Source organism: Arthrobacter sp. CG_A4 (genome assembly GCF_035985125.1).
Taxonomy (GTDB): Bacteria; Actinomycetota; Actinomycetes; order Actinomycetales; family Micrococcaceae; genus Arthrobacter.
Genome location: NZ_JAXCID010000003.1, coordinates 96471 through 109133 on the forward strand (window position 1 = coordinate 96471; position 12663 = coordinate 109133).

The 12663-nt window shown below is 67.0% G+C and carries 13 protein-coding genes; 1 reads left to right on the forward strand and 12 read right to left on the reverse strand.

The window, feature by feature from the left end:
* Positions 1 to 40 precede the first annotated feature (40 nt).
* The gene (gene hutG / locus RCH07_RS02495; RefSeq protein WP_326965881.1) at positions 41 to 1060 is read left to right on the forward strand and encodes a formimidoylglutamase; all 1020 of its coding nucleotides are present in this window, start codon (positions 41 to 43) and stop codon (positions 1058 to 1060) included.
* On the opposite strand, the gene RCH07_RS02500 is transcribed toward hutG, so the two are convergent.
* From RCH07_RS02500 to RCH07_RS02555, 12 genes are all read right to left on the reverse strand, one after another.
* A complete protein-coding gene (locus RCH07_RS02500; protein WP_326965882.1) occupies positions 1041 to 1943 on the reverse strand; it encodes an HAD family hydrolase in 903 nt (300 codons plus the stop codon). The two genes, hutG and RCH07_RS02500, sit on opposite strands and share 20 nt — an antisense overlap.
* Positions 1940 to 4675: a phosphoribosyltransferase domain-containing protein gene (locus RCH07_RS02505; protein WP_326965883.1), complete on the reverse strand. Its 2736-nt coding sequence runs from the start codon at positions 4673 to 4675 to the stop codon at positions 1940 to 1942. Before RCH07_RS02505 ends, RCH07_RS02500 begins: the two co-directional genes overlap by 4 nt.
* On the reverse strand, positions 4672 to 5853 hold the full coding sequence (locus RCH07_RS02510) for an HpcH/HpaI aldolase/citrate lyase family protein (protein ID WP_326965884.1): 1182 nt from the start codon (positions 5851 to 5853) through the stop codon (positions 4672 to 4674). Before RCH07_RS02510 ends, RCH07_RS02505 begins: the two co-directional genes overlap by 4 nt.
* A 34-nt stretch (positions 5854 to 5887) precedes the next feature.
* The gene (locus RCH07_RS02515) at positions 5888 to 6784 is read right to left on the reverse strand and encodes a hypothetical protein (RefSeq protein WP_326965885.1); all 897 of its coding nucleotides are present in this window, start codon (positions 6782 to 6784) and stop codon (positions 5888 to 5890) included.
* 2 nt (positions 6785 to 6786) lie between these two features.
* A complete protein-coding gene (locus RCH07_RS02520; RefSeq protein ID WP_326965937.1) occupies positions 6787 to 7329 on the reverse strand; it encodes a TerD family protein in 543 nt (180 codons plus the stop codon).
* A gap of 8 nt (positions 7330 to 7337) precedes the next feature.
* Positions 7338 to 7856 (reverse strand): hypothetical protein, encoded by a 519-nt coding sequence (locus RCH07_RS02525; RefSeq protein ID WP_326965886.1) that lies wholly within the window; start codon positions 7854 to 7856, stop codon positions 7338 to 7340.
* Between the two features lie 34 nt (positions 7857 to 7890).
* A complete protein-coding gene (locus tag RCH07_RS02530) occupies positions 7891 to 9087 on the reverse strand; it encodes a toxic anion resistance protein (RefSeq protein ID WP_326965887.1) in 1197 nt (398 codons plus the stop codon).
* Positions 9088 to 9120: 33 nt separating this feature from the next.
* Positions 9121 to 9702, reverse strand: a complete 582-nt coding sequence (locus tag RCH07_RS02535) for a TerD family protein (RefSeq protein ID WP_326965888.1) — start codon at positions 9700 to 9702, stop codon at positions 9121 to 9123.
* 59 nt (positions 9703 to 9761) lie between these two features.
* Complete coding sequence (locus RCH07_RS02540) at positions 9762 to 10343, reverse strand: TerD family protein (RefSeq protein ID WP_326965889.1); 582 nt, start codon at positions 10341 to 10343, stop codon at positions 9762 to 9764.
* A gap of 32 nt (positions 10344 to 10375) precedes the next feature.
* Complete coding sequence (locus tag RCH07_RS02545; RefSeq protein WP_326965890.1) at positions 10376 to 10966, reverse strand: TerD family protein; 591 nt, start codon at positions 10964 to 10966, stop codon at positions 10376 to 10378.
* Between the two features lie 27 nt (positions 10967 to 10993).
* Positions 10994 to 12130 (reverse strand): DUF475 domain-containing protein, encoded by a 1137-nt coding sequence (locus RCH07_RS02550; protein ID WP_326965891.1) that lies wholly within the window; start codon positions 12128 to 12130, stop codon positions 10994 to 10996.
* 232 nt (positions 12131 to 12362) lie between these two features.
* Positions 12363 to 12599, reverse strand: a complete 237-nt coding sequence (locus tag RCH07_RS02555; protein WP_326965892.1) for a hypothetical protein — start codon at positions 12597 to 12599, stop codon at positions 12363 to 12365.
* Between the last annotated feature and the right edge of the window lie 64 nt (positions 12600 to 12663).

Genomic DNA, 12663 nt, shown 5'->3' on the forward strand with positions numbered 1-12663 from the left:
GCTGCTGGTTTTCGCGTCCCGCGTGCGGTGAGCTAGGGGTATGGTTTCGCACCCACCCGCCGTTGATGTCCCACCGCAGCCCTGGACCGGGAGGTTCGACGGCGACGGGGACGACTACCGCCGCTGGTGGCAGGCCGTCACCCCGTACACTCCGGCCGCCGGCCCTTCCGCTGCCGCCCCGACCCCTGAGGCCCCTGCTGAGGCCACTGCCGCGGCCGGGGCAGTGGCCCCCGCCGTCATCCTCGGCTTCGGCAGCGACGCCGGAGTCCGGCGCAACAAGGGCCGTCCGGGAGCCGCAACCGCCCCGGCCGCCATCCGCACCGCCCTCGGCCCGCTCGCCTTCCATCTGGGCCGGGACGTGCACGACGCCGGCGACGTCACCGTGGACGGCGACGTCACCGTGGCCGGGGATGCCCTGGCGGCCGGGCAGGCACGTGCCGGACTCGCCATCACCGCACTGCTCGACGCCGGGCTCCTCCCCGTGGTGCTCGGCGGCGGGCACGAGACGGCGTTCGCGAGCTACCTGGGCGTGACGGGATCGGCGGCAGTCCGCGGGGGGCTGAAGGTGGGTGTGCTGAACCTCGACGCGCACTTCGACCTCCGCGACGAGGCGTTGCCCAGTTCCGGCACGCCGTTCCTGCAGATGGCCCGCGCGGAAACCGCCGCGGGCCGCGAACTGACGTACGCCGTCGTCGGAATCTCCGAACCTAACAACACCCGGGCGCTGTTCCGTACCGCAGCAGAACTGGGCGTGGACTACCTCCTGGACGAGGACAGCTCGGCGGAGGCCGCGCATGACTTTGTGGCGGCGTTCCTGGCCCGGGTGGATGCGCTGTACCTGACCATCGACCTGGACGTGCTGCCGGCGTCGGTGGCCCCCGGCGTGAGCGCCCCGGCGGCGTATGGTGTGCCTCTGCCGGTGATCAGCGCCGTGTGCCGGCAGCTCGCCGCGAGCGGGAAACTTCTGCACATTGACGTGGCTGAGCTGAACCCGGAGTTCGACGTCGACAGCTGCACCGCGAAGGTGGCCGCCCGGCTGATCACAACACTGCTGGGCTAGCCGGCCTCAGACCCCGCTGCACGGCCGGCGCGCCGGCAAACGGCGCCGCGCCGGAAGCCTGCGCCAGGACGTCGTCCACGAACCGCAGGATCTCCTCCCCGGCCAGGATTCCCGCAGCCGAGGTCACCGTCAGGTTGGGCCCGGTGAAGGCGTCGCTGTCGAGTTCGCCGTGTGCGGGCCGGATCGCGATATCCGCGAGTTCAAGAATTCCCGCGTCGAGCCGCGAGTCGCCCGCCGCGACCAGCAGACCTGTTCCGCTCCGCCGCCGGACCTCATCCACGGCGGCTTCCTTGGTGATCGGGGCCGGCACGCAGTACAGCTTGCGTCCCTGCAGGGACGTGGTCCAGCCGCGGGCCTGGCACCAGGCGGCGAGTTCCTCGAGGTACGCGTCGGGCATCGCCTGCCGGTCAACGATCGAATACACGAAGAAGTCTTCGGCAGTCCGGACCCGCAGGATCGCGGGAACCGCCGCGCTGCCGGTGAGATGGTCCAGCACGTCGCTCAAGGGCGCGCACTCCGTCCCCAGGGACCGCTGGATGTGGCGGGACCAATCGGCGTCCGGCTCGCCGTCTTGCAGCAGCACCGCGCCATTGGTCGTCACGGCGTAGCCCCGGCCGAAGCCCGGCAGCCGGACCCGGGCGAACTGTGCCTGCGTTCGGGTGGTGACGGGCACAAAGACGCTCCGCTCCACGATCCCTTCCAGCAGCTCTTCGGCGGCCCGGGTCATAAAGGACAGCGGCGCCGCGTCGTAGACCTCGGCCACCACCATCCGGGGCGCCAGGTGGTCGGCTCCGCCGAGCGCCATGGAATTCGCCGAGTAAATCAGGGTACGGTCCAGGTCACTGGCAACCATGACCGGGCCGGTGCCCGCGTGAGTGCTCATACGTCCACCACGGACCTGCCATCGGCGCCGGTCGCTCCCGGCGTGTGCAGCGGGTGGATCAGGCCCACGCAGCTGTAGGCCAGCCCCGGAACTTCCAGTACCTCGACGCCGCGCTGGTCTGCCAGGTGCAGGACGTGCGCGAGCTCCGGAACCGCCTCGGGGCGCACCAGAACCTTCCACGGCACGCGCCGCAGCAGGACCCTGGTGGTTTCGCCGACCCCTGGTTTGACCAGGTTGACGTTGTTGATGCCGAAACTCCTGCTGATGTCCTCCACGGCGGCCCAGCCGGACCAGTCCGCTTCCGGAAGCCCGCCGATGTCCGCAGGGGCGTGCGCCGCGGCGGCCGTGACCTCGTCCCGCACTCCGGGGAAGTGCGCCGCGACCGCGTCCAGGAAGCCGTTGGAGACATCGCTGCCGGCCAGTTCCGAGTAGAACTTGGCGCCGTGGAAATCGCCCGGGCCGATCAGCGCCTTGTTGAAGACGGTGCGTGAGACGAGGCCGGAGACGGTGGAGTTCAGGCAGGCCGAAGGGACCAGGTAGTCCTCCCGGGTGCCGAAGATCCGGACACAGTGCCCCGGGTCCGCGAGGACGGCCAGGTCCGGCCGGAAGGCCGGTCCGTCGGTCTTTTGGAAGAGCTCGACGGCGGCCGCCAGCTCACGGGCGATCGCACCCTTGCCGGTCCAGCCGTCCACGAACATGATGTCTTCCGGGCGGTGATGGGCGGCGAGGTAACCGAGCGCTGTCTGGTCGATGCCGAGTCCGCGCACGATGCTGATGGCATAGTGCGGCAGGTCCAGGCCGTGGACTTCCAATGCCCAGCGCTTCATCAGGATCCCCACCGGCGTTCCGGCCCTGGCCAGGGACACCAGGACAGGGGCGTTGCCGCGCAGTTTCAAAACCTGCTCCGTCAGGGTGCCGACGGCGTGGGCGATCCGGGCGGCCGAGCTCCCGAGCGCAGCTTGGAACAGTGCGCCGTACTCGGGGGAGGGTTCGAACTCCTGCGGCAGTGATTCGGCGTAGCTGGCTTTCCCGGATTGGATCGCGGCTTCACGTTCGGCCCGCGGCGCCTCCAGTTGGGCAAAACTCAGGTCCTTGAGCAGCCACTGGACGTCGTCCGGCGCGTAGGAGCCGAAGTCGGGGCCGAGCAACGGTGCGGGGAACCGGGTGGGGAGCGGCGCCTGGCGCGGCGCCCGGCGCGGCGCCTGGCGCGGCGCCTGGCAAGGAAGCAGCACCAGCTGGACGTCGGCGCCGCTCCCCGCAACGGCCTCCGCGATCCGGCCGGTAGCCAGCAGCTGGGACTCCGGCGTGCCGGGCTCGGCCATGATCACCACCGTGTCGAAGAGTCCCCCGGGGTGCGCGAAGTTGTAGGCAAACCGTGGCCCGGGCCCGTCCGGGGCATCATCGTCGCTGTCAAAGGCAATCCCCGAACGGATGGCGTAGCCCGGCTCGTCGAGGGCCGCGATGGGCGACCGGGTACTGGTCGAATACCGGATGTCGGTGTCCGGGCACAGCTCCTGCAGCCGGGCAGCGACCGCCAGCGGGAGCGCCATGAACTCCTCCGTGGCCAGGACCAGGACGCGGGCTCCCGCCGTGGCGCCGGTGTGGCGGGAGTCGCCGGAACTTGCGCTCAGTGTTGCGGCGAGGGCGTCGGCGATCTCCGCCGCCTGCCGCGGATCGGCGCGCCCTGCGACGCCGAAGCGGGCGCTGCGGATGGGCGGCACGACGCCGGCCAGGTCCAGCAGCCGGACTTGACCCCGGCCGCGAACCGATGGATGCGGCCGCGGGAGGCTGCCGATCAGTTCCGCGGCATCCGCAGCAAGCGTGGCCGGCAACTGGATGCTGCCCTGGGCCAGTGCCACGGCGCTGATCCTGGCGTCAATTTCGAGCGCCAGTGCATCAAGCTGATTTCTGTCCGCGTCGGAGCGCAGGTCGACGAGGGATGCAATGATGTACCGGCGGTGCGGGGCCGTGTTGTGGAGTTCGCGGATGGTGTTGATGATCGTGGCGCCGGTGCTCAGCTCGTCATCGACCAGGACCACCGTTTCGGCCCGGTCCAGGGCGGCGCGGCTCGTGGGCAGCAACTGGTGGGACGTGGCGTGCGAATGCATCTCTTCGAACGCCCCGTACGGCGCTACCCCGCCGCTGCCCTGCCGGGTGGAGTGGATGTAGTACGTCCCGAGCTGCCCGGCCACCAGCTGTCCCAGCCCCGTGGCCGTTTCCGCGTAGCCGATGGTCACGGCGCCGGGAAGTTCGGTTTGCTGTCCCGCGAGCAAAGCGCAAAGGTCCGTCACGGCGGACGCCCTGGCCTGCCGCTCGTCCCGCTTCGCCGGGCCCTCCCGGGCCTGCGGGTCAGCCGGGTCCGCCGGGCTGGCATCGCCGTCCCGGCCCGGGCCCACGGCCAGCAGCTGCCCCAGCCTGTCTGCAGCCTCATCGATGACGGCCGTGAGTAATCCGGCGGACGCCGCGTGCCCGGCGGAGCCCTCGTGTTCCCTCCTGATGAGGAGTGCGAGGAGCCAGCCGGCCGACGTCGTGATTCCGGGTTCGGTGGGGACGTGCTTGGCGAGCACCCGGGAGACGAGCAGATGGGCCCGCTTCGGATTGCGCCGCAGCGCCAGGCCGACGAGGGCTTCCACCGGCAGCACCCCGTGACCGGGGGTCGAGGCCACGTCGACGCCGAGGGTATCGCGGACGTAGTTTCCGCTCCAGGGGGCATCCGTACGGACTGCCTTCATCGCATGCTCGCTTCCAGTAGTTCGACAAAATTGACGCCTGGCCGGGCGACCCCGAAGGCCCGGGCCCGCAGCAGGGTGCGCTCCGCCCAGGCACGGTGCGGCTTCAACTCATTCATCTTGTTTCCATAGGACGACGCTTTCACGCCACCTCCCGCGCTCCCGGCAATATCCCGGGCATCGAGGTACTCCTCATGGCTCACGACGCACATGGAATGCACTACGGGAACGTGGGTGGGGTGGATGACCGTCTTGCCGAGCAGCCCGTTGGCCAGGTCCAGCTCGATCTCGCGAATCAGGCCGTCCAGGTTGTCCATCAGGATGCGCTGGCGGAGCTCGCCTTCGTTGACGGCCTCGAACGGCGAGGACCGCAATTGCGTCCTCAGGACCCGCTCGGTATTGACGAAGTGCTCCCACACTGGTCCGGAAATGACCCAGCCGTTCTGCCGTCGGCCGAAGATATTCACCACGTCGCCGATGATGTTGGCGACGACTTTGACGTTGTAGATGGTCAGGTCGCGGGAACGCCGCAGCCCGAAAGCGCTGGACATGTCCGTGGCGCCGATCCGGACGCACAGCACCAGTTCGCGGAACTCCTCGATCAAGGCCAGGTTGTCCGTCAGCACCCGGACCCGAGATTCAAGATGGGTTGTCGACAGGTCCTCGATGATGGGCATGGCCTTCAGCGCCTGCGCCGCCGAAGCGCCGCCGCGGCCGGCCTCCTCGTTAAGCTGCTGCAGCGCCACCATAAAGGCGCGTCCCCGGCCTGTTTCGTTCTCAAACTTGGGCAGGACGAAGCCGTAAACGGCCCCCAGTGCGGCACCGGCCCGGCGTCCGACGTCGAGCAGCTGTTCCGGGGTGCGGCATCGGATGAAGATCAGTGGCAGCTCGCCCGGATCGTCCTGCGAAAGCTCCGCCAGCGCTGTGAGCAGGTTCTCCTCCGCCGCGGGCACTTCATCATCGGGTACGGCGTCCTCCAGGCAAATGACGATACTCAGACACCCGGCCCCGGCCTGCTTCCGGATGCCCGCCGCGAGGCCGCTCCGGTTGGCAGGCGAGTAGAGGGTGGCACCCAGGGCCACGGCCAGCAGTCCTGGGTCCGAGGTGCGGTGAAGGACCTCGGGGCGCAGATGGAAAAGCCGATCCTTGGCGGATTCAGGCAGGGCTCTGAAGTGCTGCATCTTCCCCTAATTCTTAGCTGCGGTGTGCTGCCGGTTAGCGCAGGAGTACCCGTTGGTCCAGTGGAATCGTCATGGTGAACCCGAAGGTGGCCCAGATGACGGCGTCGGAGGCATCTGCCGGGACGAACTCGGCGCGGACCTCAAGGACCCCGCCGATCCGCACGACATACAGAACGCTCCGGAAGCCGCCGTCGTTCCTGGCGGCCACCGCGGCGGCGGCGCCGTCGAAGACTCCGATCGTCAAAGGTGACTCGCCAGCGATGAACAGTGCGCGGCGCAGCAGCCGGACGTGGCGCAGGGATACGATTCCGGACAGGTCCTGAATTCCGGCCAGGGGCCGGTTACCGGGTGTGCTGACCGGGGTGCCGGCCTTGTGCCCGTCCGCGTGATGGGCACCCGTGGTGAGGTTCTGGTCCTCCCATGCCACCGAGCGGGCCCCGGCCACCAGGAGCGAGCCGATCGCGGATTGCCTCGCGTTCAGGCGCACCACCGGGTTCGCTTGCCCCAACTCGCGGAGGCTGCCAAAGGCCGGAGCCGGGAACAGCCGCTCCGCGGACGCTGGGGCGGAGCGGGGCGCCGGGCCAGGCCTGGTCGCCGGAGGGGCGCTGGTCGCCGGAGCTCCGCCGGCCGACCCCGGGCCAGGCCCGGCCGCCGGACGGCGCGCGGGTCCGGGGCCGAGCGTCAGTCCCGCGGAAACGGCGGAACCGGACGGACCGGCGGAACCGGACGGGCCGGCGGGAACGGAGACCCGTGCTCGGTGGCCGAGCGTCAGTCCCGCGGAAGGCGAAGGGCCGGCGTCCGGCGGACCGGGGTCCCGGGGCGGGGCGGCGCCGGCCGAAGCGGGCGGCGCAGTATCCGGCTGCCTGACGGCTTTCCGGCGCCGGCTGAGGTAGTCGATATCGGTCCGCACCGGGCTTCGATTCAACCCCATGGTCAGAGCTTCAACTTGAAGTCCACGGCAACGGCGGCGAGCCCGGCCTCATAGCCCTGACCGAGGGCCCGGAACTTCCAACCTCCGCCATGCCGGTACAGCTCACCGAGGATCATGGCGTTGATCTTATCCAGGTTCCCCCGCGGCACGCTGAAACGCAGGAGTTCCCGGTTCTCCTCATTGGCGACCCGCAGATAGGCGTTCTTGACGGCGCCGAACGTGCCGGGCCCTCGGACATCCGGATCCACGTAGAGCAGTACCGCGATCTTGCTGACCGTCCCGGGCACCCGGGTGAGGTCGACGTCGATCTGCTCCTGGTCTTCCGCCCCGGCGAAGGCGATGCTGCCTTCGGGGCTGGCGATCTGGTTGAAAAAGACGAGGTGGTCATCCGAAATGGCGCGGCCGTCCGGCCCGCACATGATCGCCATCGGCACCAGCTCGGCTTGCGGCCCACGGCTGGGCACCATTTCCCAGCCGATCCCAAGAAGTACTTTCCCGAGTCCGGGGTTCTCAGCGGTGAGGGCGGCGTTGCTGCCCGCGACCATCGAAGCCACTAGTGTCCTTCCAGGTGAAGACCGTCAACATCAAATTTGTCCCGCAGGAACTGGCCGTGAACCGCCAGTTCCGTGATAGCCCCCGTGCGGACCTGGTTGTCCAGGTTATTGACGGTTGAGTAGAGCGTGTCAAGCTGCTCCAGCAATGCCGTCGTGTCCGCGGAGTCCTCATTCCGTGACGAAGCGGCCAGCATCAAATAGGCGCGCAGCGGCGCCGGCAGATAGTCGGTGATGATGGCGTTAAGGAGGACGCGCTGCTCGGTGGACGCCCCGGATTTCCCGATGTAGCCGATGAGGGACCCGAGGATGTCGGCCAGCGCCAACAGTTGTGAGACCACAACGGTTGGCAGTTCGGCGCCCTTGCTCAGCGCCGTCCCGCGCAGCTCCCGGAGCGCGGCCCCGGTGGCTGCCAGCTCGCCCGCAACCGGATCGGCGGCGGGCAGCACGTCGCTGGAGTCGGCAGCGGGGCGGTTACCCGCTCCGCTGCCGAACAGCGAGCCTAAGAATTTTGCGACCATAGCCCGTAAGCCTATTGCTCAGGGCCGGTGGCCGCTAATTTCCCTCCTGCTGGCGCACCCGGTCCAGGTAGGGACGGGCGCGTTCAAGCCCTGTTTCGAGGGCATGAACGGTGCCTTCCATGCTCTTGTTGGCTTGCGAGCGGAACGTGTCGATGGCGTCCATGGTCTGGAAGACGTTGTCGAACGCTTTCTGCAGGGTCTCCACGCTGACGCCGGAGCTGGCCGCCTGCTGGTGGATCCGGGCGGTCTGATCCTTCAGCATCTCGCTCGTCTTGAGGATCATGTTGTTCGTGGTGGTGTTGATGGCGTCGATCTGATCCAGCACCATCTTCTGGTTGGCGAGAGCCTGGGCCACGATCACGGCGGTCCGCAGCGCGGAGATCGTGGTGGTGCGGGCACGCTCAACGCCCTTGATCAGTTCGGTGTTGTTCTTGCGGATCATGTCGATGGCCAGGTAGCCCTGGACCGATACGGCCAGCTGCGTCAGGATGTCCTGGTGGCGCTGGCGGATCGGGTACAGCACATCGGCGTCGAGTTTGCCGGCTTCTTCGATCTGGCCCGAGATCTTCATCTCGTCGACTTTGGCTGCTGTTGCCCCGTCCAGGGCCTTCGCGAATACCGCGTACTCACTCAGCCCCTGCATGGTTTCCCACAGCTGGGTCTTTTCCTGGGCCAGTGCGGCGTTGTCCTTGAGCAGCGAATCCTGCCCCGCCATCAGGGACTTGATGATCTTGTCCAACTGCGTCTGCGCGGATTCGTACTTCTGGAAGTACTTGGCCAGTTTGTTGCCGCCGGGAATGATTCCCAGGATTTTGCGGCCCACGCTCAGGTCGGCCGCGTTCGGGGTGAGGTCTTCCACCGTGGACCGGAGTTCGCCAAGGGTGGACGCTACCTGCACCTGGGCGCTGCTGCCGGACTTCTTCGCGCCGGCCAACGACGTGGACGACCGCTCAAGCAACCGGCTCGAGGTGTCAGCGGAGGACACCAGCTGCTGGCCCGCCAGCCGGTTGATTCCGTCGATCTTGCTGGAGTACTCGGGGCTGTGCGGGTTCATGGCAGCGACTTCACTGACGAAAGCCCGCGCCTGCGCGTTGATTTCCTGCTGGCGTTCAGCCGGAACCGGGACCATCCCCGGGGCGTCGTCCACCTTGACGATGTCCACGGATTCCGGCGCGTTCAGTACCAGCGGCGCCGGCGACGCCGTCTCAGGCGGTGTGAGTTGCATGCTCATTGTTGTCTCTCTCTATTCTCTGGTCGCGGCGTCTTAGCCGAGCTGGACGCCGAAGTCCGCGGCGATGCCGGCGAGGCCGGTGGCGTACCCCTGTCCGACGGCCTTGAACTTCCATTCGCCGTTGTTCCGGTAGAGCTCTGAGAAGATCATGCAGGTCTCCGGCGCCGCATCCTCGCTGAGGTCATAGCGCACCACTTCCACGTCAGTCTCCTGGTTCACCACGCGGCAGTAGGCGGCGCGCACCTGGCCGAAGTTCTGCCGGCGGGTCTCTGCCTGGTCAATCGAGACCACAAAGACGATCCGCTCAACATCTGTGCCCACTGCCGAGAGCTCGACGGCGACCACTTCGTCGTCGCCGTCGCCCTCGCCGGAACGGTTGTCCCCCTTGTGGACCACCGAGCCGTCGGGTGCAGCCGGCTGGTTGTAGAAGATGAAATCCGCGGAACTGCGGACTTTTCCGTCGGCGCCGAGCAGGAGCGCCGAGGCATCCAGGTCGAACGCATCGCCGGTTGTTGTCCGGGGATCCCAGCCCAGCCCGATGAGAACCTTGTTCAGCCCCGGATCGGTCTTGGTGAGCGAGAGGTTACTGCCTTTGGTAAGGGTCAAGCCAGCCATGATTGTTCTCCTAGTTCAGTCAGGTGGGCCGGCCCGGGTTCCCCCGGGCCGCCGGGTTTCTAGTCCAGCGCGATGCCGAAGTCCGTGGCCACGCCACGGAGGCCTGAGGCGTAGCCCTGGCCCACGGCACGGAACTTCCACTCGCCGTTGTGGCGGTAGATTTCCGCGAAAATCATGCACGTTTCGGCGGCCGCGTCCTCGGTGAGGTCGTAGCGGACCACTTCGTTGCCGGTCTCCTCGTTCACCACCCGGCAGAACGCGTCGCGGACCTGGCCGAAGTTCTGCCGGCGGGCGTCTGCCTGGTCGATCGACACGACGATCACGATCTTCTCGACGTCGGGTGCGACGGCGTCGAGGTCGATCAGGACCTGTTCGTCGTCGCCGTCGCCGTCGCCGGTGCGGTTGTCCCCCTGGTGCACGATGGCACCGTCAGCCGAAGACAACTGGTTGTAGAAGATGAAGTCGGCGTTGGAGCGGACCTTGCCATCTGCCCTGACCAGCAGCGCCGAGGCGTCGAGGTCGAACTGTTCGCCCGCCGTGGTCCGCGGATCCCAGCCGAGGCCGATCATGGCCCGGCGGAGCCCCGGATCAGCCTTTGTCAGGGACAGGTTGCTGCCTTTGCTCAGGGTCAGGCTGGACATGTGTACCTCCTTGGTGCGCTGCGGGGACGGGCTTAGAGCACGGAAGCAGCGACGCCGAGAACCTCGGCGGCGGTGCGGCCGTTGGCCGGGGTGCCGATCGCCTGGAAGGTCCAGGCGTTGCCGGTCCGCGACAGCTTCGACATGACCATTGCCGTGTTTTTCCCTGCCTCGGTGAGGGAGTAGCGGGCAACTTCCGGGCTGCCCGCGGCCGAGTCGTCGATGACCCGGCAGAACGCGTTCTTGACCATATCGAAGGTCTGCTGGCTGTAGCTCGTGATGACAAACACGACGTGCTTGACCGCCGGAGAGACCGCGGGCAGGTTCACCATCATGGTCTCGTCGTCGCCGTCGCCGGCGCCGGTGAGGTTGTCACCGGTGTGCCGGATGGCGCCGTCCTTGCTGGTGAGCTGGTTGAAGAAAACCGTGTCCAGGTGCTTGCCCTCGCCGTCGAACATGATGGCCGAGGCATCCAGATCGACCTCAGCGGTCTTCGTTCCGCCGAAGAACCCCTTCTTGGCCGGCACCGCGGAGTCCCACCCCAGACCCAGGCGGACGTTCGTCAGGGACTCGCCGTTCTGCTTCGTGAGCGACAGTGACTGGCCTTTTTCCAAACTCAAACCCATTGATTTACTCGCTTTCCATAGTGGTGGCTACTGCTTGGTGCTGGCTACCGACGGACCGTTCGCATCCGCCGGCTCGAGTGTTTCGTCCTGCCCGGCGGCACTGTCCCGCCTGTTGCGCAGGATGGATCCTGTGAGGGCGGCGCCGATGAAGACCAAGCCGATGAGGCCGGTGATGATCTCGTTGATGGGGACCACGATGGTGATCAGCAGGATGACGGCCAGGGCGCCAATGGCCCAGTGCGCGCCGTGGTCCAGGTACTTGAATTCATCCAGCGTTCCCTGCCGGACCAGGAAGACGGTCAGGGAGCGGACGAACATGGCGCCGATGAAGCCGAGTCCGAGGGCGATGATGATGGGATCGGAGGTAATGGCGAAGGCACCGATCACCCCGTCGAAGGAGAAGGAGGCGTCGATGACTTCAAGGTAGAGGAACAGCATAAAGGCAGCCTTGCCGGCCAGCTTGGCGGAACCGGAGGGACCTGAGTGGACCACGAGGTCCGCGTCCGCAGCGTCAATGTCGCCGTCCTGGTCGACATCGAAAAGGTTACCGAGGCCGTTCACCAGGAAATAGGTGATCATGCCGAGCAGGCCCGAGAGCAGGACGATTCCCTGCTTCTCACCGGACACGGCACCGGCGAAGGCCAGCGCGGCCATTCCGGCGATCAGGGATGCGCCCTCGAGCATGCCCAGCCGGGCCAGCGGGATTTCGAGGAACTTGATCCACTTGATCTCACGCTGGGCGAGGATGAAGTCCAGGAACAGCATCAGGAGGAACATCCCGCCGAAGGCCGCAATCTGGGGGTGCGCTTCGTGCAGGAGGTAGCCATAAGTGCCGGGAGCGCCGGGATCGCCCTTTTCCATGGCCAGGCTGACCGCTTCAATGGGGTTCAGGCCGGCTGTGACTCCGACGATGAGGAGCGGGAACAGGATGCGCATGCCGAAGACCGCGATGATGATGCCCACGCTGAGGAACATCTTCTGCCAGAACGGGTTCATCCGCTCGAGGATTCGGGCGTTGACCACGGCATTGTCAAAACTCAGGCTGATTTCAAGAATGCCCAGGATGATGCAGAGGATGAGCGCCTCGGGTCCGCCGTAGAGAAAAGCGACCACCAATGCAATGATGGTGACCGCGAACGACCAACCGAATGTCTTGAGAACCACGCTGGAACAACTCCTGGAACTACTGGTCCTGACCAGTCAATGACGGCAGGACGGCGAAAACCATCCCGGAAGTTATCCCCAGGACTTCGTGCCAATATCATATCGGCAGGGTGCGACGCTGTGCAGCCCCGTCCCCCACCTTCTCACAACGTCCGCAGCCCGGTCCAAGTTCCGTCCGCCTTCCCGGCACTGATGGGTCACCCGGCCATCAGCCTCACGGGCCGGGGCGCGGTCAGCTGCGCCGCACCTGCACGCCGTCGGACTTCAGGAAGAGCTGCGTCCCGGACGGGTCCGCGGGGACCAGCCAGAGCACGTTGCCGCTCACCGAGACTTCTTCGACCTCCCCGGCCGCCAGGACCTGTGCGTGCTTGAGGATTTCAACCCGGTCGCCGGCCTTGAGGCTTCCCCAGTTCGAAACCGTGGCGGCGGATACCAGGCGCCTGGACATAACCGTCCCGCGTGCTTTCATGAACTTCTACCCCTTTGTATATGTTCTGTGTCACAACATCGTTGGTGCGACTTCCCCTTTGTAC

What these genes read in the sequence shown, in the direction of transcription:
- RCH07_RS02520 (WP_326965937.1), bottom strand. Translation starts at nt 7,329, where the DNA reads ATGGTCGCGGGCAGCAACGCCGCCCTCACCGCTGAGAACCCCGGACTC.
- RCH07_RS02505 (WP_326965883.1), bottom strand. Translation starts at nt 4,675, where the DNA reads ATGAAGGCAGTCCGTACGGATGCCCCCTGGAGCGGAAACTACGTCCGC.
- RCH07_RS02540 (WP_326965889.1), bottom strand. Translation starts at nt 10,343, where the DNA reads ATGTCCAGCCTGACCCTGAGCAAAGGCAGCAACCTGTCCCTGACAAAG.
- RCH07_RS02535 (WP_326965888.1), bottom strand. Translation starts at nt 9,702, where the DNA reads ATGGCTGGCTTGACCCTTACCAAAGGCAGTAACCTCTCGCTCACCAAG.
- hutG (WP_326965881.1), top strand. Translation starts at nt 41, where the DNA reads ATGGTTTCGCACCCACCCGCCGTTGATGTCCCACCGCAGCCCTGGACC.
- RCH07_RS02515 (WP_326965885.1), bottom strand. Translation starts at nt 6,784, where the DNA reads ATGGGGTTGAATCGAAGCCCGGTGCGGACCGATATCGACTACCTCAGC.
- RCH07_RS02555 (WP_326965892.1), bottom strand. Translation starts at nt 12,599, where the DNA reads ATGAAAGCACGCGGGACGGTTATGTCCAGGCGCCTGGTATCCGCCGCC.
- RCH07_RS02525 (WP_326965886.1), bottom strand. Translation starts at nt 7,856, where the DNA reads ATGGTCGCAAAATTCTTAGGCTCGCTGTTCGGCAGCGGAGCGGGTAAC.
- RCH07_RS02510 (WP_326965884.1), bottom strand. Translation starts at nt 5,853, where the DNA reads ATGCAGCACTTCAGAGCCCTGCCTGAATCCGCCAAGGATCGGCTTTTC.
- RCH07_RS02545 (WP_326965890.1), bottom strand. Translation starts at nt 10,966, where the DNA reads ATGGGTTTGAGTTTGGAAAAAGGCCAGTCACTGTCGCTCACGAAGCAG.
- RCH07_RS02500 (WP_326965882.1), bottom strand. Translation starts at nt 1,943, where the DNA reads ATGAGCACTCACGCGGGCACCGGCCCGGTCATGGTTGCCAGTGACCTG.
- RCH07_RS02530 (WP_326965887.1), bottom strand. Translation starts at nt 9,087, where the DNA reads ATGAGCATGCAACTCACACCGCCTGAGACGGCGTCGCCGGCGCCGCTG.